Below are 23071 nucleotides of genomic sequence, written 5' to 3' on the forward strand. Positions count from 1 at the left end.
GACAAGGCCTCGGACTCGGGCGCGTGCGGGGGCCGATCAGCGGAACGGATCCACCGGGCGGACACCCAGTCGACGGAGTGGGGTGCCGAGCCGCCAATAGAGCAGTCCACCGAGCCCACGCGGAAAGAAGCTGGACGTCGTCGTGATCCGGGTGACGGGCGGTGGCCCGGACGTCTGCGCGTCGAGGCGGTGGTCGACGAAGGCGCTGCCCGGCCGGCCGCTGTCGGCGCGGAGTCGCAGGTGCGTGGACGGCACCGAGTCGACGACGGTCCACTCGGGGCCGAGCCGGTGGGAGAGGCGGTCCCAGGCGTCATCGGGCGACTCGTGCACCTCTGAGCTCGTCACCGTCACAAAGACAGCCTCGCCGGACCACGGCGGATCGGTCGGCAGGGGTTGTGCCGCGGAGACATCCGCCGCGGCATTCGTCCACGGCACTGTGCTGTCGCCACGCTGGACGCGATCCATGGTCGCGGCCAGCGCTTCCGGATAGGACAGCAGACCGCCCGGCGGCGGTGAGATCACGTCGTCGATGGCGTGATCTCGGCAGACCGCGTCGCATTCCAGCGATTCGATCAACGGGCGCGCGACCTTGCCGCGGATCGGCGTCACGAACCGTACCCAGCGGCTCGCGATCGTCGGGGTGAGGAATGGCACGACGACCATCTGCCGACGCGGTAGTCCGGCGACCTCCGCGTAGCCCTGCATCATGTCGCCGTACTCCAACACGTCCGGGCCGCCGATATCCCAGGTCCGCGACTCCGGCACATCGGCTGTCGCCGCCTCCACCAGGTAGTAGAGCGCATCGGCGACGGCGATCGGCTGAATCTTGTTGTGCACCCACCGCGGCGTCGTCATCGCAGGCAAACGCTCGGTGAGATGGCGGATCAACTCGAACGATGCCGAGCCCGATCCGATGAGTGTGCCGGCCTGCAGGGCGACCGTCTCGATCTGTGAGTCGATCAAGATCTGACCGACCTCGGCTCGAGATGCCAGATGTTCGGACAGATCGGTCCCCTCGGGATGCAGGCCACCCAGGTAGACGATCCGGGACACCCCTGCCGACGTCGCCGCCGCCGCGACGTTCCGGGCCGAGCGACGTTCCTCCTCCGCGAAGTCGGCGTCGGTACTCATCGAATGCACGAGGTGATACACCACATCGATGCCGACGAAGGCGTCGTCGAGCGAATCGCGGTCGGACAGATCTCCGCGCACGACGTCGGCTCGATCGTCGGCCACCCAGGGAGCGTCGGCGAGCTTCGACGGGTTCCGTGCGAGCGCACGAACGTGGTGCCCGCGCGCGAGCAACCGCGGCGCGAGTCGACCCCCGACATAGCCGGTCGCACCGGTGACGAGGCAATGCAGTGAGTCGTTCACACCCCAAGCCTACGGATCGGCCGTCGGCGTATTCTCGTGTCGACGTCGGAGAGACAGGAGCGCAGTCGTGGACGCGATCTCGTATGTGATTGCCGGGTCCGAGGCCACCGGGGGAGCCGGAATCCAAGCGGACCTTCGGACATTTGCGCAGCTCGGCGTCTACGGCGTCGGCACCATCACCTGCATCGTCTCGTTCGACCCGAAGGCCGACTGGGGACACCGGTTCGTCCCGGTGGACGCGCAGGTGATCGCCGACCAGATCGAGGCAGCGACCACTGCGCACGCCCCCGAGGTCGTCAAGATCGGCATGCTGGGCACTCCGGAGACGATCAGCACCGTCGCCGAGCGGCTCCGCAGCCGGCCGTGGCGCCATGTCGTGGTGGATCCGGTGCTCATCTGCAAGGGTCAGGAACCCGGCGCCGCCCTGGACACCGACAACGCGTTGCGCGACGAAATCCTGCCGCTGGCCACGGTCGTCACACCGAACCTCTTCGAGGCGGCGACACTCGCCGGAGTGGACACCCTCGAGACCGAGGACGACCTCGCCGACGCCGCCCGCCGGATCGCCGCTCTGGGGCCGCAGGTGGTCGTCGTCAAGGGCGGTGTCGGACTCGCCGGTGACGATGCGGTCGACGTCGTCTTCGACGGTCGCGAGACGTCGGTGCTGCGTACGCCGAAGATCGGGGACGAGCGGGTCTCCGGCGCAGGATGCGTCTTCGCCGCGGCGGTGACGGCCGAACTCACGAAGGGTGCGGACGTGGTCGATGCGGTGCGCACGGCCAAGCAGTTCACGCATGACGGCATCGTCGGGCGCATCGGATCGAATGCACCGTTCGACGCCGTCTGGCCGCGGCCGGGCCGGTGAACAGCATCAACGTGCACGTGGCACCTCGTGATGCCATTTTGAGCCAAACCTGAGCCAAGACACTTGCGGTGGCACCATAGTGGTGCCATGATGGCATCATGAACTTGAGCACCTACGTGAACAACCTCGGACGCGAGTTCGCCACCCTCGCGGAGGCGGGCGGCGAGGAATCCCGGGAGTTGGTCGAACGCCTCAGCGGCTCACTCGAATCCGCGATCCGGATGACCCTGCTCGACGCACTGTCCGCGGCTACGGACGAGATCACTCTCGACCTCGCACCGGGATCCGTGGAGTTGCGATTGCGCGGGCGCGATCCGAACTTCGTGGTGACCGCGCCCGCACCCGAGCCGGCGCCCGACGCCTCGGCGGTCACGGAGGCGACGACCGCCGACCCCCTCGCACCGATCGCCGACGACGGCCCGAGCTCCCGGATCAACGTGCGTCTGCCGGAGCAGCTCAAAGCCGCTGTGGAGGACGCCGCGGCCAAGGAGGGCCGGTCGGTCAACGCATGGTTGGTACGTGCCGCCTCGTCGGCGCTGCAGAAGACCGACAGCGATCAGCGCCCCCGGCAGTCGGGCAGCGGACCTCTGACGCAGCAGAGCTTCAACGGCTGGGTTCGCTAGCCGGCAATCCCTTTCACCTACATCCCGCAACCTGCGGGAACGCTCCACCAACCCATCTCGAGGAGACACCCATGCCAGAATTCGACACACCCCAACCGATTTCCGTCGCAGTGGAGCTCGGCGTCGGCAACGTCACGATCACCGCTACCGAACGCGCCGACACGCTGGTCGACATCGTGCCGAGCGATGATACGAACGACTCGGATGTGCAAGCCGCACAGCGAATCCGTGTCGACCACACGAATGGCGTGCTCACCGTCGGGGGCCGAGGTCACGCGTCTTCGACTTCTCACGCAAGACCCGGTCGGTCGACGTGACGATCACCGTGCCCAGCGGCTCGTCCGTGACGGCCGCCGTCCAGTTGGGGAACTTCACCACCACGGGCCGGCTGGGGGATTGCCGGTTCTCGACATCCGCCGGGAACGTCGGCGTCGATCGGACCGGCCCGCTGCGGGTGGACACGTCCTTCGGCGACATCGCCGCGGAGGAGGTCGGCGGGAACGCCGAATTCCACACCGGCTCAGGCAACATCCGCATCGGCGAGGTCGACGGCTCCGCAGTCGTCAAGAACTCCAACGGCGACACCATGATCGACACGGTCACCGGCGACATCCGGGTGCGGTCGGCGAACGGCGCCATCGCGATCGACCGCACCTCAGCGAACGTGGAGGCGAAAACCTCCAACGGGAGCATCCGTCTCGGCGAGATCGTCCGGGGATCGGTCGAACTGGCGACCGGGATGGGAGATCTCGAGATCGGCATCGCCACGGGCACCGCAGCCCTACTCGAGGTGAGCACCAAGTTCGGGCAGGTGCGCAACCTGATGGATCCGACGCCCCGGCCCGAGGCATCCGACGAGACCGTCGAGGTGCATGCGCACACGTCGTTCGGCGGCATCACGATCCGCCGTTCCTGATCCGCATCGGCAACCAGAGGAAGTTCGGCACCCAGAGAGTTCGACACCCCGGAAAGATTCACTCCCAGAAAGGAAGACAGCATGACCTCCACCTCAACTCCGCCCGCAATCGCGGTGACGGGACTACGAAAGTCGTTCGGCGATAACGTCGTGCTCGACGGCATCGATCTGACCGTGCCGCAGGGGACGGTCTACTCGCTGCTCGGCGCGAACGGCGCGGGTAAGACCACCACCGTCAAGATCCTGTCCACCCTGAGCACCGCCGACTCCGGGGACATCCGGGTCGCGGGTCACGACCTCTCGACCGAACCCGACGCGGTCCGGGCCGCAATAGGTGTGACCGGCCAGTTCTCGGCGGTGGACAACCTCCTGACCGGCACAGAGAACATGCACCTGATGGCGGACCTCCACCACCTGTCCGGGAAAGCCGGTCGGCGACGGACCGTCGAACTGCTCGAACAGTTCGACCTCGTCGACGTCGCCGGGAAGCCGGTCTCGACGTACTCCGGTGGCCTGCGCCGACGGCTCGATCTCGCGATGACGTTGGTCGGCAACCCCCGGATCATCTTCCTCGACGAGCCGACCACCGGACTCGACCCGCGGAGCAGGCGCGGCGTGTGGCAGATCGTCCGTGACCTGGTGGCCGACGGCGTCACGATCTTCCTGACCACCCAGTATCTCGACGAGGCCGACGATCTGGCCGACCGGATCGCGGTCCTGGACAAGGGCCGTCTGGTCGCCGAGGGCACAGCAGACGAGCTCAAGCGGCGGGTTCCCGGTGGCCACGTCAGTCTGCGATTCACCGATCCGCTGCGGTTCGATGCGGCCGCGCGCGTCCTCGACCCGGCGTCTCGTGACAACAGCGCGCTCGTCCTGCGTGTGGCCAATGACGGCAGCCTCCGGTCGCTGCGGACCTTGATCGAGCGGCTCGACCACGACGACATCGAGGTCGACGAATTGTCCGTGCACACACCCGATCTCGACGATGTCTTCTTCGCCCTCACCGGCAACCCCAGCACAGAGAAGGTGAACTCCTGATGACCATTCACAGTGCGTCCCCGGCCACGCACGGCACGGCAGATCTCCGATTCCACCCGTTCCGCGATTCGGCGACGATGCTGCGCCGCAATCTCAGGCACATGGTGCGGTACCCGTCGATGACCGTGACCCTGATCGGCATGCCCGTGGTGTTCCTCCTGTTGTTCGTCTATGTCTTCGGCGGAACGATGGGAGCAGGACTCGGCGAGGCCTCGGGTGGCCGCGCGGACTACGTCGACTACGTGGTGCCCGCGATCATCCTGATGACCGTGACGGCCACGGTGCAGGGCACGTCGATCTCGATCGCGATGGATCTGACCGAGGGCATCATCGCCCGGTTCCGCACGATGCACATCGCCCGCGTCTCGGTGCTCACCGGCCACGTGCTCGGCAGCGTGATCCAGGCGATGCTCGCCCTTGCGATCGTGATCGGCGTGTCATTGCTGGTCGGTTTCCGTCCCGATGCCGGACCGGTCGACTGGCTGGCCACCGCCGGTTTCCTCGTGGTGGTGACCTTTGCGCTCGTCTGGCTGGCGGTTGCGCTCGGTCAGACCGCATCGACCGTCGAGGCGGCGAGCAATGTGGGGATGCCGTTGATCCTGCTCCCGTTCCTGAGCAGCGGCTTCGTTCCCACCGACTCGATGCCGGCCGGACTGCGCTGGTTCGCCGAGTACCAGCCGTTCACACCCATCATCGAAACGCTGCGCGGTCTGTTGATGGACGAGCCGATCGGCAGCAGTGGCTGGATCGCGCTCTGCTGGTGCGCCGCCATCGCACTCGGCGGTTACCTCTGGTCGAGGCGTTTGTTCAACCGCGAGTACGCCCGCTGAGAGATCCGGCTGACTATGGAGACGATGTGAGGCGCTGACAGAGCGACGACCTCCGAGGATGCGAGTGCCGCGATGGCGGTCTCGCCCCTCGGAGGTCATCGGTATGTCAGGGCAACCACATCGGCCCCCGCTCGGAACGATCCGCTACCGCTGCGCGGAGACGTTCTGTGCGTGAGGTGACGCCTGCCTGATCAGCGGTTGTGAAGTATTTCACGGCCTGGCAATGTCGCACCCCTCGTCACCACCCGACCGGCATGCTGATCGAAGCTGCACGCGAGGGTGATTCGTGGAAGGCGGAGCGCCTACCGCGGTGTTCCGGCCGCGCCATCGCAGGGTGCTGTCCTGCGATGTCGCAGCGACCGTACTCGCGCGTAGGGAATCGATCCGCGACAATCATGCGGTCCGCAACCGGCGCTGCGCGTCGGCCGGAGCACCGACCCGCTCGACGGGACCGTCGAGTCGGGCACCGCTGATCTCCGTGCGGCCGACAAGAAGTAGAGACGACGACTGGAGTCGATGATGTTCACCCGTATTGCCATCGTGAACCGCGGCGAGGCCGCCATGCGCCTCATCCATGCCGTCCGCGGCCTCTCCGCGGAGACCGGACAGCAGATCGAGGTCGTCGCCCTGTACACCGACGCCGATCGGAACGCGACATTCGTCCGCGAGGCCGACCTCACCTACGACCTCGGGCCGGCGGCATCGCGGCCGTACCTCAACCTCGGGCTCCTCGAACGGGCCCTGGTCGAGACCGGCGCGGACGCTGCATGGGTCGGCTGGGGATTCGTCGCCGAGGATCCGCTCTTCGCCGAGTTGTGCGAGCGAATCGGTATCACCTTCGTCGGACCGTCGCCGGACGCGATGCGCAAACTCGGTGACAAGATCGGCGCCAAGCTCATCGCCGAAGAGGTCGGCGTGCCCGTGGCGCCGTGGAGCCGTGGGGCAGTGGACACCCTCGACGGCGCGAAGACCGCGGCAGCCGACATCGGCTATCCGCTGATGCTGAAGGCGACCGCCGGCGGTGGTGGACGTGGCATTCGGGTGGTCACCAATGACGGAGACCTCAGTGATGCCTACGAGCGCACCCGCGATGAGGCCGAACGCGCCTTCGGCAGCGGCGTCGTCTTCCTCGAGCGCCTGGTCACCGGGGCCCGCCACGTCGAGGTCCAGGTCATCGCCGACGGACAGGGCACCGCGTGGGCGTTGGGGGTCCGGGACTGCTCGGTGCAGCGACGCAATCAGAAGGTCATCGAGGAGTCGGCCTCGCCGGTTCTCTCCGCCGCCCAGGTCGCCGACCTCAAGGCATCGGCCGAGCGTCTCGCCGTCGCCGTCGGCTATCGCGGCGCAGCCACCGTCGAATTCCTGTATCACCCCGGCGAGCAGCTGTTCGCGTTCCTGGAGGTCAACACACGCCTTCAGGTGGAGCACCCCATCACCGAGTTGACGACCGGTTTCGACCTCGTGCGGGCACAACTGCTGGTGGCGTCGGGCGGTCGGCTCGAAGGGGAACCGCCGGTCGAGCGCGGGCATGCCATCGAGGCCCGGCTCAACGCCGAGGACCCGGACCGCGACTTCGCACCCGCCCCGGGCCGTATCGCCCGGCTCGATCTCCCGGCCGGGCCGGGCATCCGGGTCGACACCGGAGTCAGCGAGGGCGACACGATCCCCGCCGACTTCGACTCCATGATCGCCAAGATCATCGCGTACGGCCGCGACCGCGACGAGGCGCTCGGGCGCCTGCGGCGCGCGATGGGGCAGACACGCGTGATCATCGAGGGCGGTGCGACCAACAAGAGCTTCGTGCTCGAGCTCCTCAACGAGCCCGAGGTGATCGATGGCAGCGCGGACACCGGCTGGATCGACCGCGTGCGCTCCGAGGGTCGCTTGGTAGCCCATCGGCACTCCGCAGTCGCCCTGGCCGCGGCGGCCATCGACGCCTATGAAGAGGAGGAGTCCGTCGAGCGTCGGCGACTGCTGTCCACCGCTGCCGGCGGACGGCCGCAGGTGCAGCACGACAGCGGGCGACCGCTCGACCTCAAGCTCCGTGGTGTCGCCTACCGCGTGCGGGTGGCACGCATCGGCGCGCATCGTTTCCGCGTCGGCATCGAGGCCGGGGAGCAGACCCGCACCGCCGACGTCGACATCGAACGCTTCGACGAGCACGCCGCGCAGATTGTGCTCAACGGTGTGCGCTACCGGCTGGTCACCGACACCCACGGTCCGGTCCACCTCATCGACGTCGACGGGGTCACGCATCGGGTCAGCCGCGACGAGGGCGGCGTGGTCCGGTCACCCGCACCCGCTCTGGTCGTCGCCACGCCACTGGAGGTGGGTGCCGAGGTGGAGGCCGGGGCGCCCGTACTCGTACTCGAGAGCATGAAGATGGAGACAGTGCTCCGTGCGCCCGTCCGGGCTCGGCTGAAGGAATGCCTGGTCTCGGTCGGAACCCAGGTGGAGACCGGCGTGCCGCTGTTGCGACTCGAGCCGCTCACCGACGACGAGGAGGCCGAGGCCGCCGACGACACCGGCGACGCCGTCGACATCGAGCTGCCCGCGGAGCCGGCACAGGTATCGCCGCAGGATCGCGCCACGCGTGGGCTCGAAGACCTGCGCAGCCTGCTCCTCGGCTACGACGTGGATCCGCACAATCGCACCCGTCTGCTCGACGACTACCTCGCCGCCCGGCGCGCTGCCGTCGAGGCCGGTGGACGGCGGCCCCTCGCCGACGAACTCGAACTCATCACCGTCTTCGCCGACCTCGCCCGGTTGAGCCAGAACCGGCCGTCGGGGGAGGACGTCGGCGTCGAGCATGTCCACAGCGCACGAGAGAACTTCCACACCTACCTGCAGAGCCTCGACGTCGAGCGCGACGGACTGCCCGAGGCATTCCACGCCCAGCTCGGCTGGGCACTGCGGCACTACGGGATCACCGACCTCGAGCGCACCCCCGATCTGGAGGCCGCGGTCTTCCGGATCTTCCTCGTCCTGCAACGTCCTTCCGACTCGGTCACGGTGATCACCACCCTGCTGCGCGAATGGCTGCGTGAGCCGACCCCGCGCGACGAACTGCGCGATCCCATCGGGACGGCTCTTGACCGTCTCGTGGCGGCGACACAGGTCCGTTTCCCCGTCACCGCCGACGTGGCGCGTGGCGTCATCTACTCGTGGTACGGCCAGCCGCTGCAGCGACGCAACCGCGCCCGCGTGTACAACAACGTGCGCGCACACCTGCGACATCTCGACGCGAACCCGAGCGCCCCCGACCGCGCCGAGCGCATCTCCGAATTGGTCCGCAGCACCGAGCCGTTGGTACGTCTGCTCGCGCAGCGGGTGGTCCGCGGCAAGGCCGACAACACGGTGATGCTGGAAGTGCTGACCCGCCGGTATTACGGCAACAAGGGCCTGACCGATGTCCGCATCCAGCAGGCCGGCGGCGCCGGCTTCGTTATCGCCGAGCGCGACGGCGCCAATCTGGTCTCGGCCGCCGTGGGCTTCGACGACCTGGGTCCGACGCTGGGTGGCCTCGCCGAACTCGCCCGGGACACCGCATCTGTCGACGCGGACATCTACCTGGCGTGGGAACAGCAGCCCGAGGACTTCGATGCGATGGCCGGGACCCTCCACGAGGTGCTCGCAGCAGGCTCGCTGCCCAACCAGGTCCACCGAGTGACCATCACGGTCGCCGGGCGTGGTGGCGCACTCATGCACCACCACTTCACATTCCGTCCGTCTGCGACCGGAATGTCGGAGGAACGACTGATCCGAGGCCTGCACCCGTACATCGCGCAGCGCATGCAGATGGAGCGACTGCGCAAGTTCGATCTCACCCGGCTGTCGTCGTCGGACGACGAAGAGGTCTACCTCTTCCGCTGCATCGCGAAGGAGAACCCGGCAGACGAGCGCCTCATCGCCTTCGCACAGGTGCGTGACCTGACCGCGTTGCGTGAGCACGGCCGGCTGCTGACGCTGCCGACCGCCGAGACGACCCTCGCCGCGTGCGTCGACTCGCTCCGGCGGGCCCAGCGGAGCTCGGACCGGGCCGCGGACACCAATCGGATCGTCATGTACATCTGGCCGCCCATGGAGGTCACCGCCGAGGAACTGGACACGATCGCCGGGTACATCCGAGGCATCACGATGGGTGTCGGTCTCGAAGAGGTCCTGCTCATCGCGCGCCGGCGCGACCAGGACACCGGCGAATTGTCGAAGGTCGCCGTGCGATTCTCCGTCACGGCCACGGGCAGCTTCGACGTCACCGTCGGTGAGCCGTCCGACGAGCCGATCGAACCGATCGACGGCTATCGCCAGAAGGTGCTGCGGGCCGCCAAGCGCAACACCGTCTATCCGTACGAGTTGGCCGGTCTGCTCGGCGAGTTCGCCGAGTACGACCTGAACGCCGAACAGGTCCTGGAGCCGGTCGACCGCCCGAAGGGTGAGAACACCGCTGCGATGGTGGTCGGCGTGGTCACCACGCCGACCGACAAGTACCCCCAGGGTGTCACCCGCGTGGTGCTGCTCGGCGACCCGACGAAATCGCTCGGTGCGCTGTCGGAGCCGGAGTGCAGCCGGGTGATCGGCGCGCTCGACCTGGCCGAGCGACTGCAGGTGCCGCTGGAGTGGTACGCGTTGTCGTCGGGCGCCCGGATCTCGATGGATTCGGGAACCGAGAACATGGACTGGGTGGCGCGCGCACTCAAGCGGGTCGTCGAGTTCACCCAGGCGGGCGGCGAGATCAACATCGTCGTCGCCGGTATCAACGTCGGTGCGCAGCCGTACTGGAACGCCGAGGCGACCATGCTCATGCACACCAAGGGCATTCTGGTGATGACACCGGATTCGGCGATGGTGTTGACCGGCAAGCAGTCGCTCGACTTCTCCGGCGGTGTGTCCGCCGAGGACAACTTCGGTATCGGCGGATACGACCGGGTGATGGGCCCCAACGGGCAGGCGCAGTACTGGGTCCCGAATCTGGGTGCCGCCAGGGATCTGCTCATGTCGCACTACGAGCACACCTACGTCGTGCCCGGCGAGCAGACGCCGCGACGTGCGCTGACCGCCGACCCGACCGATCGGGACGTCTCCGATTACCCACATGTGTTGGCGGGCAGCGACTTCACCAAGGTCGGGCACATCTTCTCTGCGGAGACGAATCCGGATCGTAAGAAGCCCTTCGACATCCGGACCGTGATGCGTGCACTCGCGGATCAGGATCACGCGGTACTCGAGCGGTGGGCCGGCATGGCCGACGCCGAGACAGCCGTCGTGTGCGACGTCCACCTGGGCGGGATTCCGGTCTGCCTGCTCGGCATCGAGTCGCGTGAAGTGCAGCGGCGCGGTCACAAGCCCACCGACGGTCCGGACACCTACACCGCGGGCACCTTGTTCCCGCAGTCGTCGAAGAAGGCCGCGCGGGCGATCAACGTGGCCAGCGGCAACCGACCGCTGGTGGTACTGGCCAACCTGTCCGGTTTCGACGGTTCGCCCGAGTCACTGCGAAAGCTGCAGTTGGAGTACGGCGCCGAGATCGGCCGCGCGATCGTGAACTTCCAGGGCCCCATCGTGTTCTGCGTGATCTCGCGCTATCACGGCGGCGCCTTCGTGGTGTTCTCCAAGGCACTGAACCCGAACATGACCGTCCTGGCGATCGAGGGCTCGTACGCCTCGGTGCTCGGCGGGGCGCCGGCGGCCGCGGTGGTGTTCGCCGGTGAGGTCGGCAAGCGCACGGCGGCCGATCCGCGTGTCCGGGAGTTGGAGGCGCGCGTCGCGGAGGCGTCGGGTACCGATCGGTCCACTCTGAGTGCCGAACTCGCCGATACCCGGCAGTCGGTGCGGGCGGAGAAGATCAGTGAGATCGCCGCCGAGTTCGACGGTGTCCACAGCATCCAGCGGGCCGTCGAGGTCGGCTCGGTGGATGCGGTGATCAGCGCCGCCGAGCTGCGGCCGAAGATCATCGGGGCGATCGAGGCGAGCACCGCGTGGTCGGGTCAGGGTGCGCAGGTGGGAGTCTCGTAGAGCCGTTCGGGTAGGGCGACGTGAAGGTCCTGATCCTGGGAGCCTCCGGTGCTGTCGGCAGCGTCGTGGGGCGCGCCCTTCATCGGATGGGTCATGAGTGCACCGCGACGAGTCGGTCACCGCGTCCACACACAGTGACGCTACGACTCGACGAACCGGCCGGCCTCGGCGCGCTGACGTCGGCGGCGGCGGATCATGATGTCGTCGTCAACGCATCCGGCGTCGAGGACGTCGCGATCCGTGCGGCGTGCGCCGACGTTCCCTTTGTCGACATCTCGGCAACCGGCGCCTATCTCGATGCGCTGACCGAGTTCGACACGGAGGCGACCACCGTGTGCGGCGCCGGCCTGGCACCTGGCCTGACCACGGTGCTGGTCCGGTCGTTGGACAATCGCCCGGGTGATGATGTCGATGTGGCGATCATGCTCGGCTCCGGCGAAGACCACGGCGCCGCAGCCGTCGCATGGACGGCCGGACTGGTCGGTCGCGAGATCTACTCTCCGAGTGATGGCGAACGGGTGCTCAACTACCGGGAGCGGCGCGGTTTCGACTTCGCCGACGGACGACGCACGTGCCTGCGTGCCGACTTTCCCGACCATGTGCTCGCCGGCAGGCCGCATGGGTTCCGGGTGCGGAGCTACCTGACGCTCGATGATCGTCTCTCGACCGCGGGTCTGGCACTGGTCGGCCGGCTGCCCGTTCTTCGACCGGTGCTGACGCGAGCACCGCACCGGGGCGGTGACCGGTGGCGCATCCTGGTGCGCAACCGTCGAACGGGCCGGCAGGCCGCCGCGCACGGAAACGGACAGTCGTCGACGACGGGAGAATTGGTCGCACAAGCGGTCGTTGCGGTCGCGCAGTCCCCATCGTCGGGCCCGGTCACCATGGCCGACCTGACCACCGCCGAACACCTGTGCACCACTCCCGGCGTCTCGGCGATCTCCGTCGATTGACCGTGGGCGTCGACGACGTCGTCGGGCGATAGCCCGACCGCACCACCAGATTCGACGACCCACCACGGGAATCCGCAGACCGTCCTACCGTGTACCCGGGGGCACCTTTCGCGATCGATTCGAGGCCCCCGGAAGCGCCGAGGACGACGAGGGAGACCCAAGATGACCGTGACCACCGAGTCGACCAGTGATCTCGTGGCCGAGCCGATGCGTTCGCGCCGGAATCACTGGAACAACCAGGTCCGCCGGCACTCGTTCATGACTCCGACCCGTACGGCGATCAGGTACCGCGGCGAGTCCACCAGCTGGCGGCAGCTGGATGAGCGATCGCGCGCATTCGCCGCCGCGCTCCATCGCCGAGGTGTCGGGTTCGGCGACCGGGTCCTGATGGCCCTGCTCAACCGCACGGAGTATGTCGAAGCCGTCCTGGGCGCCAACCTGATCGGCGCGATCCCGGTGCCGGTCAACATCCGGATGAGCCCCGCCGAGGTCGCGTTCCTCGTCGCCGACAGCGGCGCACGGGTGATCGTCACCGAGCGGCTGCTCGCCCCGCTGGCCGATGCGGTCAGCGCGTCGACTGGTGCGATCGACACGACGATCGTGGTCGACGGCAGCGACAACGCGGCGCATCTGGACTACGAGTCGCTCCTCGCCGAGGATCCGTCGGATCTCGCCGAGATCGACATCCCCGAGGACACCGTCGCCCTCATCATGTACACGTCGGGCACCACCGGAAAACCCAAGGGCGCCATGCTGACTCACACCAATCTGCAGGCGCAGGCGGTTACCACCATCAGCGTGTCGCAGGGGAGTTCCGACGATGACATCGCGTCGGTGGTGCCGCCGATCTTCCACATCGCCGGTCTCGCCGCATTTGCGCCGGTGTTCTATCGGGGAATCGCCGCGGTGATCCATCCACTCGGCGCCTTCGACCCCGACGACATGCTGGACACGCTCGAACGGGAGGGCACCACATCGGTCTTCATGGTTCCTGCCCAATGGCAGGCGGTCTGCGCCGCGCAGCAGCAGCGACCTCGCGATCTCAAGCTCCGAACCATCAGTTGGGGAGCAGCGCCGGCCTCGGACTCGGTTCTCACCGCGATGAACGACAGCTTCCCTGCAGCGCTCAACATGACCGCGTTCGGGCAGACCGAGATGTCGCCCGTCACAACGGTTCTCGAAGGCAAGGATGCGCTGCGCAAGATCGGGTCCATCGGGAAGGTGGTGCCGGCGGTGACCGCCCGCATCGTCGACCCGCTCATGAACGACGTCAAGCCCGGTGAAGTCGGCGAGATCGTCTACCGCGGACCCAACATGATGAAGGGGTACTGGCAGAACCCGCAGGCCACCGCAGATGCGTTCCGTGGCGGCTGGTTTCACTCCGGTGACCTGGTGCGTCAGGACGAGGATGGTTTCCTCTATGTCGTCGATCGCGCCAAGGACATGATCATCTCGGGCGGCGAGAACATCTATTGCGCCGAGGTCGAGAACGCGCTGTACGGACACCCGAGCATCGCCGAGGCCGCGATCATCGGTCGTGCTGATGACCGATGGGGCGAGGTGCCGGTCGCGGTCGTGGTCCTCGCCGCCGACGTCGCCGACCTGACCCTCGGTGAGCTCGAGCCCTACCTCAACGAGAATCTCGCTCGCTTCAAGCACCCGAAGGACCTCGTCATCGTGGACGAGCTGCCCCGAAATGCCGGCGGCAAGGTGGTGAAACCGAGGCTCCGCGAGGCCTACGGCAGCAAGGACGCCGGGCTGGCCGACTGATCCGGGACACCGCTCCACACGTCCACGTACGGTCGTCCGTCGCCCGTCCCGGCGATCAGCGCACGATGTACCTGTCGGCCGGATCGGTTCGGGCCTGCCAGTCCGATTGTTCGAGTTCAGGCACGACGTCCTCGCGCTCGGGATATCCGACGCACAGGTACGCGACGAGTTCCCACGTGTCGGGGACCGAGAGCGCAGTGCAGACCTCCGCCGGATCGATGATCGAGATCCAGCCGACGCCGACGTCGCGCGCGCGGGCGGCGAGCCAGAAACTCGTGATCGCGGTGACCACCGAGTACGTGAGCGTCTCGGGCATCGTCCGCCGCCCGAGGCCGTGGCCCTGGCCGCTGTCGAGGTCACAGAAGACGGCGAGGTGGACCGGCGCCTCGCCCAGGCCGGCCAGCTTGAGCGTCGAATAGTGCTGGGCGCGTTGACCGCCGTAGCCGGCCAGTGCCTCGGCGTTGCAGCGGATGAAGCTCTCCTCGACAGCGCGGCGCGGAGCCGGGGAGCGGACATCGACCCAACGCCACGGCTGACTGTTGCCGACCGACGGTGAGAGCTCGGCAGCGGCGATCAACTCGCCGAGCAGATCCTCGTCGAGCGGTGTGTCGGTGAACCGGCGGACATCGCGACGCCACCGCAACAACCGGTCGAACTGACGGACGAAGTCGTGGTCGAAATGCCCCTCTGACCGATCCCCGGACGCGACTGGTGCGTTCGTCATTCGTCGCCGACCTCGGCCGGGGCCAGGACCGGCACCCGGAAGACCTGCGGTCTCACTCGCTGTAGTCGTAGAAACCTCTGCCGGTCTTCTTACCGAGGTATCCGGCCTCGACCATGCGCTGCAGCAGGGGTGGCGGGGCGAGGTGCGGTTCGCGGAACTCGTGGTACAGCGATTCCGAGACGTCGAGCACGACGTCGAGACCGACCGTGTCGGACAAGGTCAACGGGCCCATCGGGTGCGCGCACCCGTTCACCATGCCGGCATCGATGTCCTCCTTGGACGCGTAGCCGCTCTCATACATGCGGATGGCGCTGACGAGGTAGGGGATGAGGAGTGCGTTGACCACGAATCCGCCGCGATCACCCGCTTGAATGGTGCGCTTGCCGAGGTGGTCTCGCGCATAGGCGGTGACCGTCTCGATGGCATGCGGCGAGCTGGCCAGGCTCGAGATGATCTCGACGAGCGGCATCACCGGCACCGGGTTGAAGAAGTGCACCCCGACCACCCGGGACGGGTCGGCGACGTCCTTGGCGATCCGGATGATGGGGATCGACGACGTGTTGGTCGCCAGAATCGCCTCCGGCGACGTTACCTTGTCGAGGTCGGCGAAGAACCCGACCTTGAGGTCCTCGATCTCCGGCAACGCCTCGATGACGAGCTCGCGGTCGCCGAAGTCGGACAGAGAGGTGGTCAGCCGTAGATTCGCCAGGGACCGTTCGGCCTCGTCCTCGGTGATCTTGGCCTTCTTCACCGCCCTCGACAGCGACTTCTCGATGCGCCCACGGGCGGCATCAGCGGCCGACTGATCGCGCTCGAGAACGAGCACCTCATCACCGGCCCGGATGGCGATCTCGGCGATTCCCGCGCCCATGGTTCCGCCGCCGACAACTCCGAGCTGTGTCATGAATCCCTCCAGGTGGGTCAGTGATCGGTCGGGAACAGCCTAGTCACCGTGGCTGTGCCGCGCCGATTCGGGATCGTCGCGGTGTCGTGGCAGCGCTCTCTGCGAGTTCGGCGGCAGCCTTGTTCCGCAGCGCGTAATGCAGGCTCGGATCGTTGCGCAGCGTCCAGCCCGGGCCGAGGAAGGCGCGCCCTGCGACCGGGTCCGAGATCAGCGTGTGGTCGAGCCACTCGAGCATGATCGGTGCGAGGGGATTGTGTGCGGGATCGTCGACCGGGGTGAAGTGCCCGGTACCGTTCGCGCACAGAAGGTACGCCGGCACACGCTGATTCAGTTCGTACTGAGTCCATCGCACCCACAGGAAGTGCGGGACCACGACGTCGTTGTACCCGGTGAGGTAGAGGGTAGGGACCCCCGCGAACGCCCCGATGGCGAGCGGACCCGGTTCGACGGCCATCGCGCTCCTGATGGTGATGCGCGGATCGATCAGCTGCCAGATCCCGCGGGGAAGACCGGTCGCCTGCTGGGTCGCCTGGCCACCGGCGGAGTGTCCGGCCACCGCGATGTGGGCCAGGTCGACACGGCCGTGCAGCGCCGACCGTCGGTCCGCGTTCGCCCGTGACACCGCAGCAGCGGCCATCAGCGGCAGATACGCCAACGAGTTCACATAGTCATACGGCACCGCCACGACGTACCCGTGGCTCGCGAACATCTTGGCGGTCTTGTCGTAGTTGCCGGGTTCGGACGTGATACCGCCGGTCCAGATCACCACGGGCAGCCTGGTGTTCGTCGGCGAGTCAATGGGGTAGTAAAGCGCGACGCCGACCGGGGAGCCGAGACCGTTCGGAAACGTCTGCGAGCACGTCAGATCCGAGTGGTTGTTGCCCAATGCATGGATCACCCCGTTGGTGATCGCGCCGTAGAGCGACGTGCACGCCCCGACATCGATGGTCTGCGCTGTGCGATAGGGCCCGGTCAGCGAACTGGTGGACGACCGGTCTGTCTCACCTGGTGCGGGTGCCGCCACCGCAGGCGCCACGCCGACCATCCCGAGACCGAGAAGCACCGTGAGCAGCACTCCCATGACGCTCGACGAACCGCGAATCATCGGATGTCCCCCTGTACGACACCGGCGACCGCTGCCGCGAAGGCCCGCATCCCGCGGGCGGTCGGATGCAGGGGGATGCTGCCGTCATTGCCCTGCGGAACCAGCCCCTCGAGCCATCGCTGATCGGGTGTCGCGCAGGCGGTGTGGCGCAACGCGTTCGGCACCTCGCTGAGCGCGACGAACCGAGCGGAGTGCGCAGCCGCGACCTCCTTCAGGATCGTGTTCATGTGATCGAGCAACCCTTGGATGTAGACGGCGTCGCCTCCGGACAGCGGTTGAACGGACGGGCATCCACCGGGCGGGAGGTATCGGCCGTACCCGACCACCACGACGGTCGCGCGGGGAGCGCGGAGTGTGATGGTGCGCAGGGCCGCGGAGAGTCGCGGTCTGGTCTCCTCGAGCCGGTCGTGTGGCTCACGCCCCTGGCGTGCCGCACAGCCGGGCACGATGCAGTCGAGGACCAGCTGAACGAGATGCGCGTCGTTGGCCCCGATCGGCCCGAGGGTCACCACCGTGCTTGCCGGCGTCACGGCGTCGAGTTGCGGCCGCGCATCACCCTGCGCGGTGAACAGATTGGCGGTGACCGCACTCGAGCAGGTCGCGTCGACGAAGTCGGTGATCCGCAGTATCCGCGCCGCCACGGTGGGGAAGTTCCGCTCGCTGCGCCGGCAAGCGCTCGGGCCCGGCTTCTGGGGAATGATCAGCGGTCCTGCCGCAGCAGAATCCCCCAGCGCCACATAGTGTCCGGGACCAGAAGTGGTCGGCTCCGCGGCAGCCGGGTGCGCATACGCGACTCCGGCGGCCGCGACGGTGCCGATGATCAGTCCGGTCAGTGCTCTGCGAAACATGGTCGACTCCTCGAGTCTGTCAGTTCGGTGTCGAATGGTCGGGTCGAATGGTCGGGTCGAATGGTCGGGTCGGGTCAGACGGGTCTCGCGAGGGCAGGCGCAGCCCGGTGCCGGCGCGTCACCGCCCAGCCGAAGGCGGGCGCGAACACATACATGAACACCGAGTAGACGGCACTGGGAATGGCTACCTCGGTGCTGTCGAGCACGCTGAGCGCGATGGTCAGCGCCACGGTGGTGTTGTGGATGCCGACCTCCATCGAACTCGCGATGGCCTGCCGCTGATCGAGCCGCAGGAGACGGGCGCCCGCATACCCGAGCGTCAGGCTGGTCAGGCAGAAGATCGCGGTGACCAACCCGACCTGCCGGAGATACTCCGCCACATTGTCACGCTCACCGATGAGTGCACCGACGGCGACAACGAACAGGACCACGATGGAGAAGACCCGAACGGGGCGGTCCGCTCGCGCGGCGAGCGTCGGAACATGATGCCGCGCAAGCATCCCGACCGCGACGGGCACCAACACCACTGCGATCACCTGCATGACCTTGGTGAACTGCAATCCGAGCCGGCCGGCAGCGTCGAAGTACGCGATGGCCAGGTTGGTGATCAGCGGGATCGTCACCGCAGCCAGGACCGAGTTGATCGCGGTCAGGGTGACGTTGAGTGCCACGTCTCCGCGAAAGAGGTGGCTGAAGAGGTTCGCGGTGGTGCCACCCGGCGAGGCCGCGAGCAACATGACCCCGACCGCGAGCAGGGGTTCGACGTCGAAGGCCACGACCAGGCCGAAGGCGATTGCGGGCAGCACGACGATCTGCAGGACCAGTGCCACGATCACGGCCTTCGGCGTTCGGGCCACCCGCGCGAAGTCGCCCGGGGTCAATGACAGCCCCAGTCCGAACATGATGATCGCCAAGGCGATCGGTAGTCCGATGCTGATCAGTGCGGAATCGTTCATGGGTCCCCTCGATGCCTTCGGCCGCCGTGAGTCGGCCGTCATAGTGAACATCGCCCTGGAGACCGTTCACAGGCGATACGCCAAGATTGTCTGATTGTGCGAATCGTGGTGCGATGACGTTGTGACACCTCACAGTGGTTCGGGCTCGGTGTCCCTGACCGCGGCGGCGCGGGAACTGCAGGCATCGCTGGGTGACGTGACGAGCGCGGTGATCACCGCGCTCGTCGCCCAGCTGCCCACCTACGCCCACCTGCCGCGCGAACAACTCTCCGGCGACGTCGTGCGGATCACCCGGCGCGGCCTCGAGGCATTCGCGGAGTACCTGCGCGCCGACGGACAGGGCGGATTCCCCGACGACTACGGGACGGCGGTGGTGGCATCCGCGGCCCAGCGTGCCGAGGAGGGCATTCCGATGCCGGACATCGTGCGGGCCTACTTCGTCGGCGTTCACGTCGCCCTGACCCATCTGGAAACGACGCTGGGATCCGACCTGCGCGACCTCCTCCCGACGATCACCCGCCACACGTTCGACTATCTCCAGGCGGTCACCGCCGCAGTGGCCGAGGGGTATTCACGTGAACGCGAACTCACGCTGGGCGACACCCTCGTGGCTCGACTGCAACTCGGTGGCGCCCTCGTGGAGGGCCGCGGAACTGAGGCGATAGTCGAGTCCGCGAGGCTCGCCGGCATCGAGCTACCCACCGCCTACGCGGTCGTGGCGATGTCCGTGACCGACCAAGGTGTCGTTCACGCAGGCGCGGAGCGCTCGTCGCGTGACTCTCGGCCGCGCGACGAGGTCGTACGCGCACGGCTGGTCCGACAGGTCAGGAACCATCTCGTGTCCGAACTGGGCCGTGAGGTCCTCTGGCTGCCGGGCTACCGGGACGCTCTCGTCCTGATCCCGCTGGACCGAGCCGACGATGCCGGACAGGATGCGGTGGACATCGATTCCGTACTCGGGCGCAGTGATGTCCCGATCCTCGCCGGGATCGCGCACGGATCTCCCGAGGAGGTCGCGGCGGCCGCCCGAATCGCACTGGAGGTGCGGGACTTCGTCGAACGACTGGGGCGCAGACCGGGATGTTATGAGTTGACCGACGTCGCGCTCGAGTACCAGATGTCGCGTCCCGGTCCGGCCCAGGAAGCCTTGGCGGCGCTGGTCGCGTCGCTGGACGACGAACCGCTGCTGCGCGCCACGTTGGCCGTGTTCGTCGACGAGAACAGGCACCGGTTGCGTGCCGCACGACGCCTGGGCGTGCACGCCAACACCGTCGACAATCGCCTGCGCAAGATCGCCGAGCTGACCGGACTCGACCCGCACCGTCCACGTGACATGACCCGACTCGAGGCCGCGATGGCCGCAGCCCGACTCCGTGCGTGACCCTGACCGCCCGTCAGCGCGTCGACAGCCAGCGGTCGATGTCGGCCAAGGCCATCGCAGCGATCGCCGTCGGTCGAGATGTGAAGCCGTGCGGCGATTTCGGGTAGACCCGTAGGTCGACGTCGACACCCGCGACGGCGAGGCGCCCCGCCATGGCGACATTGTCCTCGAGCAGGACGTCGAGCTCACCGACGACCAGCAGGGTCGGCGGCAGATCGTGCAGGTCGGCGTAGATGGGGGAGACATCGGGGACGGTGCGGTCGGGAACGTGCCCGACGTACGCCTGCAGGAAGTACTCGTCGGCGATCAGGCGACCGGCCGGCGTGTGCCCGCTGAGGTCGTAGGTGCCGAATTGCAGTGCCGCGCCACCAAATCTGTCGATCACGCCACGGTCCCGCAACCGCAGCAACGTCGTGACGGCGAGCGTGGACCCGGCCGAGAATCCGCCGATGGTCAATCGCGATGACCCGAAACGGGATTCGGCGCACTCGACGAGCCAGAGTGCAGCGGCTTCACAATCATCGGGCGCGGCCGGCCACGGGCGTTCGGGCGCCAGTCGATAGTCAACGCTCACGACGACGATCCCGAGTGACTCTGCGAGCCGACGATTGCGGGTGTCTCGTTGGATCGCTGCGCCCATGTAGAAGCCACCACCGTGGATGTCGAGGTGGACACCCTGCGCGGTCCCGTTGGCGGGGGCGATGATTCGCACCGGGACGGGCCGTCCGTCGCCGTGGACGATCTCCTCGGTCGCATGATCGTCCCCGGCGGGCACGACTCGTTGTGCCCGGACCCGCCGCAACTCTGCGTCGTTCTCCGGTCCGCGACCGGCAGGCGCGGCACCGTAGACAGCATGCGAGTCGGCGAGAGCATCGGCCGTCACGGGGACCATCACATCGTCGAGCCCGAGCCTCATACCGTCACCTTTCGCTGCGCCATCCGCGACACCGATCTCAGGGTAGACGGAGGTCAACCGAACACGGGCCTTGCAACATACAACCACTTGGTTGTATGTTGGTCTCGTGGCCGATGATGCGGAAGACAGGGCGGATGCCCTGTTCCATGCACTGTCCGACCGGACCCGACGCGACATCATGCGTCGTATCCTCGCCGGAGAGCATTCGGTCTCGGCACTCGCGGCCAAGTACGAGATGAGTTTCGCCGCAGTGCAAAAGCACGTCGCCGTACTCGAACGGGCGGGGTTGCTGACGAAGCGACGCAACGGTCGTGAGCAGCTCGCCACCGGTGACGTGACCGCGGTCCGTGCGGTGTCGACGATGCTGACCGAGCTCGAACAGGTCTGGCGCGGTCGCATCGCCCGCATCGACGAACTGCTCTCAACCGAATCGCCAAAGGAGAACTGATCATGCCCGTCACCAATGTCGTCCAGGACATCGACTCACGCACACTGACGATCACCGCCGAGTTCGCGGCTCCGGCGTCTCGAGTCTGGCAGGTTTACGCCGACCCCCGCCAACTCGAGCAGATCTGGGGTCCGCCCACGTATCCCGCCACCGTTGTCGAGCACGACTTCGCTCCCGGCGGGCGCGTCACCTACTACATGACCGGACCCGACGGAGAGAAGTTCGCCGGCTACTGGGAGATCAAGGACATCGACGAACCGCGCACCTTCCGGTTCGACGACGGCTTCGCCGATGAGAACTTCGCCCCGATCGACTCCATGCCGGTGTCGTCCAACGTCTACACGTTCGACGAGACCGACGGCCGCACCGTGGTGACCTATGCCAGCACCTTCGCGACCGCGGAAGGCCTGCAGAAGGTGCTGGACATGGGCGTGATCGAAGGAGCTTCCGGGGCGATCAACCAGATCGACGGTCTGCTGGCGGGCTGACTACGCCAACGCCTCGGCGAGCCGACGCCACTGCTCACGTGGGATCGCCCGCTGATCGGCCTGGAGCACCTGCACGCAGACATGGTCGGCACCCGCCGCGCGGTGGTCGTCGATGCGCGCGAGCACCGCGGACTCGTCGCCCCACGCGATGATCGCGTCGAAGAGCCGGTCACTCACCGAGTCCAGGTCGTCCTCGGAGAAGCCGAGTCGACGAAGATTGTTGGCGTAGTTGGGCATCGAGAGATAGCCACGCAGCCATTTCGTGCCGATCGCCCGGGCCTCCTCGCGGTCTCCGGTGAGGATGACGGTCTGTTCCGGTGCGAGCAGCGGCCCATCGCCGAGCGCGGACCGAGCGATCGCGGTGTGCTCAGGTGTCACCAGATACGGATGTGCGCCGCGGCTGCGTTCAGCGGCCAGGGCGAGCATCTTCGGGCCGAGCGCGGCCAGGACCCGGGCATCGGTCGGGACCGGCTGTGCAGCGCCATCAAGGCCGTCGAGAAAGGCCTTCGTGGTCGCCAGCGGCTTGCGGTAGCGGCCCGGTTCGTTTGCGTCGATCAGCGGCGCGTGGCTGATGCCCAGTCCGAGCAGGAACCGCGGTCCGTATTCCTCGGTGAGGCGGGCATGCGCGGCGGCGACGTCGTCCGGCTCGTGCATCCACATGTTGAGAATCCCGGTCGCGATGACCGCTTGACGCGTTGCGCCGAGCAGATTCTCCACGGCATCGAGGACCGGTCCGCCGACGTCGGGAATCCACAACGCGGTGAAACCGAGTTGATCGAGTTCCGACGCGGCCTCCGCGGCCTCGCCGGGATCTCCATAGCGCAGCGGCGAACTCCAGATTCCTACCCCGTTGAGTTTCATGATCCCGACGGTACCGGCCGTGTCGACTGTCCGGGTACAGCACATCGCCGTCAGCTCCG

General features: G+C 67.3%; 19 protein-coding genes. 11 read left to right on the plus strand and 8 right to left on the minus strand.

Annotated features, from left to right (window positions below):
• Window positions 1-36: 36 nt before the first annotated feature.
• Window positions 37-1374 (minus strand): NAD(P)H-binding protein, encoded by a 1338-nt coding sequence (locus D7316_RS05400; RefSeq protein ID WP_124707367.1) that lies wholly within the window; start codon window positions 1372-1374, stop codon window positions 37-39.
• 67 nt (window positions 1375-1441) lie between these two features.
• On the opposite strand from D7316_RS05400, the gene thiD reads away from it, so the two are divergent.
• From thiD to fadD5, 8 genes are all read left to right on the plus strand, one after another.
• Window positions 1442-2239 (plus strand): bifunctional hydroxymethylpyrimidine kinase/phosphomethylpyrimidine kinase, encoded by a 798-nt coding sequence (gene thiD / locus D7316_RS05405; protein ID WP_124707368.1) that lies wholly within the window; start codon window positions 1442-1444, stop codon window positions 2237-2239.
• A 98-nt stretch (window positions 2240-2337) separates the two neighbouring features.
• A complete protein-coding gene (locus D7316_RS05410; protein WP_124707369.1) occupies window positions 2338-2862 on the plus strand; it encodes a toxin-antitoxin system HicB family antitoxin in 525 nt (174 codons plus the stop codon).
• 313 nt (window positions 2863-3175) lie between these two features.
• Complete coding sequence (locus tag D7316_RS05415) at window positions 3176-3778, plus strand: DUF4097 family beta strand repeat-containing protein (RefSeq protein ID WP_232016783.1); 603 nt, start codon at window positions 3176-3178, stop codon at window positions 3776-3778.
• A gap of 81 nt (window positions 3779-3859) precedes the next feature.
• A complete protein-coding gene (locus D7316_RS05420) occupies window positions 3860-4816 on the plus strand; it encodes an ATP-binding cassette domain-containing protein (protein WP_124707370.1) in 957 nt (318 codons plus the stop codon).
• The gene (locus D7316_RS05425; protein ID WP_124707371.1) at window positions 4816-5646 is read left to right on the plus strand and encodes an ABC transporter permease; all 831 of its coding nucleotides are present in this window, start codon (window positions 4816-4818) and stop codon (window positions 5644-5646) included. Before D7316_RS05420 ends, D7316_RS05425 begins: the two co-directional genes overlap by 1 nt.
• Before the next feature lie 519 nt (window positions 5647-6165).
• On the plus strand, window positions 6166-11658 hold the full coding sequence (locus tag D7316_RS05430; protein ID WP_124711136.1) for an ATP-binding protein: 5493 nt from the start codon (window positions 6166-6168) through the stop codon (window positions 11656-11658).
• A 134-nt stretch (window positions 11659-11792) separates the two neighbouring features.
• On the plus strand, window positions 11793-12611 hold the full coding sequence (locus D7316_RS05435; RefSeq protein ID WP_232016784.1) for a saccharopine dehydrogenase family protein: 819 nt from the start codon (window positions 11793-11795) through the stop codon (window positions 12609-12611).
• 162 nt (window positions 12612-12773) lie between these two features.
• Window positions 12774-14381, plus strand: a complete 1608-nt coding sequence (gene fadD5, locus D7316_RS05440) for a fatty-acid--CoA ligase FadD5 (protein WP_124707373.1) — start codon at window positions 12774-12776, stop codon at window positions 14379-14381.
• 55 nt (window positions 14382-14436) lie between these two features.
• Here the strand turns inward: fadD5 and bluB are convergent, their stop codons facing one another.
• From bluB to D7316_RS05465, 5 genes are all read right to left on the minus strand, one after another.
• The gene (gene bluB, locus D7316_RS05445) at window positions 14437-15105 is read right to left on the minus strand and encodes a 5,6-dimethylbenzimidazole synthase (RefSeq protein ID WP_124707374.1); all 669 of its coding nucleotides are present in this window, start codon (window positions 15103-15105) and stop codon (window positions 14437-14439) included.
• Window positions 15106-15157: 52 nt separating this feature from the next.
• On the minus strand, window positions 15158-16009 hold the full coding sequence (locus D7316_RS05450) for a 3-hydroxybutyryl-CoA dehydrogenase (RefSeq protein WP_124707375.1): 852 nt from the start codon (window positions 16007-16009) through the stop codon (window positions 15158-15160).
• Window positions 16010-16052: 43 nt separating this feature from the next.
• Window positions 16053-17114 (minus strand): alpha/beta hydrolase family protein, encoded by a 1062-nt coding sequence (locus D7316_RS05455; protein ID WP_124707376.1) that lies wholly within the window; start codon window positions 17112-17114, stop codon window positions 16053-16055.
• The gene (locus tag D7316_RS05460; RefSeq protein WP_124707377.1) at window positions 17111-17962 is read right to left on the minus strand and encodes an SGNH/GDSL hydrolase family protein; all 852 of its coding nucleotides are present in this window, start codon (window positions 17960-17962) and stop codon (window positions 17111-17113) included. The genes D7316_RS05455 and D7316_RS05460 overlap by 4 nt, the downstream gene beginning before the upstream one ends.
• Window positions 17963-18036: 74 nt before the next feature.
• On the minus strand, window positions 18037-18918 hold the full coding sequence (locus tag D7316_RS05465; protein WP_124707378.1) for a bile acid:sodium symporter family protein: 882 nt from the start codon (window positions 18916-18918) through the stop codon (window positions 18037-18039).
• A 121-nt stretch (window positions 18919-19039) separates the two neighbouring features.
• Here D7316_RS05465 and D7316_RS05470 point away from each other — a divergent pair, with 121 nt between their 5' ends.
• Entirely contained in the window at window positions 19040-20299 is a 1260-nt protein-coding gene (locus tag D7316_RS05470; RefSeq protein ID WP_124707379.1) for a PucR family transcriptional regulator, read from the plus strand.
• A 13-nt stretch (window positions 20300-20312) separates the two neighbouring features.
• Here the strand turns inward: D7316_RS05470 and D7316_RS05475 are convergent, their stop codons facing one another.
• The gene (locus D7316_RS05475; protein WP_124707380.1) at window positions 20313-21215 is read right to left on the minus strand and encodes an alpha/beta hydrolase; all 903 of its coding nucleotides are present in this window, start codon (window positions 21213-21215) and stop codon (window positions 20313-20315) included.
• 106 nt (window positions 21216-21321) lie between these two features.
• Here D7316_RS05475 and D7316_RS05480 point away from each other — a divergent pair, with 106 nt between their 5' ends.
• Both D7316_RS05480 and D7316_RS05485 read left to right on the plus strand, forming a co-directional pair.
• Window positions 21322-21663 (plus strand): ArsR/SmtB family transcription factor, encoded by a 342-nt coding sequence (locus D7316_RS05480; RefSeq protein WP_124707381.1) that lies wholly within the window; start codon window positions 21322-21324, stop codon window positions 21661-21663.
• Between the two features lie 2 nt (window positions 21664-21665).
• Window positions 21666-22151: an SRPBCC family protein gene (locus D7316_RS05485; protein ID WP_124707382.1), complete on the plus strand. Its 486-nt coding sequence runs from the start codon at window positions 21666-21668 to the stop codon at window positions 22149-22151.
• On the opposite strand, the gene D7316_RS05490 is transcribed toward D7316_RS05485, so the two are convergent.
• Window positions 22152-23012, minus strand: coding sequence for an LLM class F420-dependent oxidoreductase (locus D7316_RS05490; RefSeq protein WP_124707383.1), 861 nt, complete (start codon window positions 23010-23012; stop codon window positions 22152-22154).
• Between the last annotated feature and the right edge of the window lie 59 nt (window positions 23013-23071).

The sequence above is a fragment of the Gordonia insulae genome (assembly GCF_003855095.1).
Lineage (GTDB): Bacteria > Actinomycetota > Actinomycetes > Mycobacteriales > Mycobacteriaceae > Gordonia > Gordonia insulae.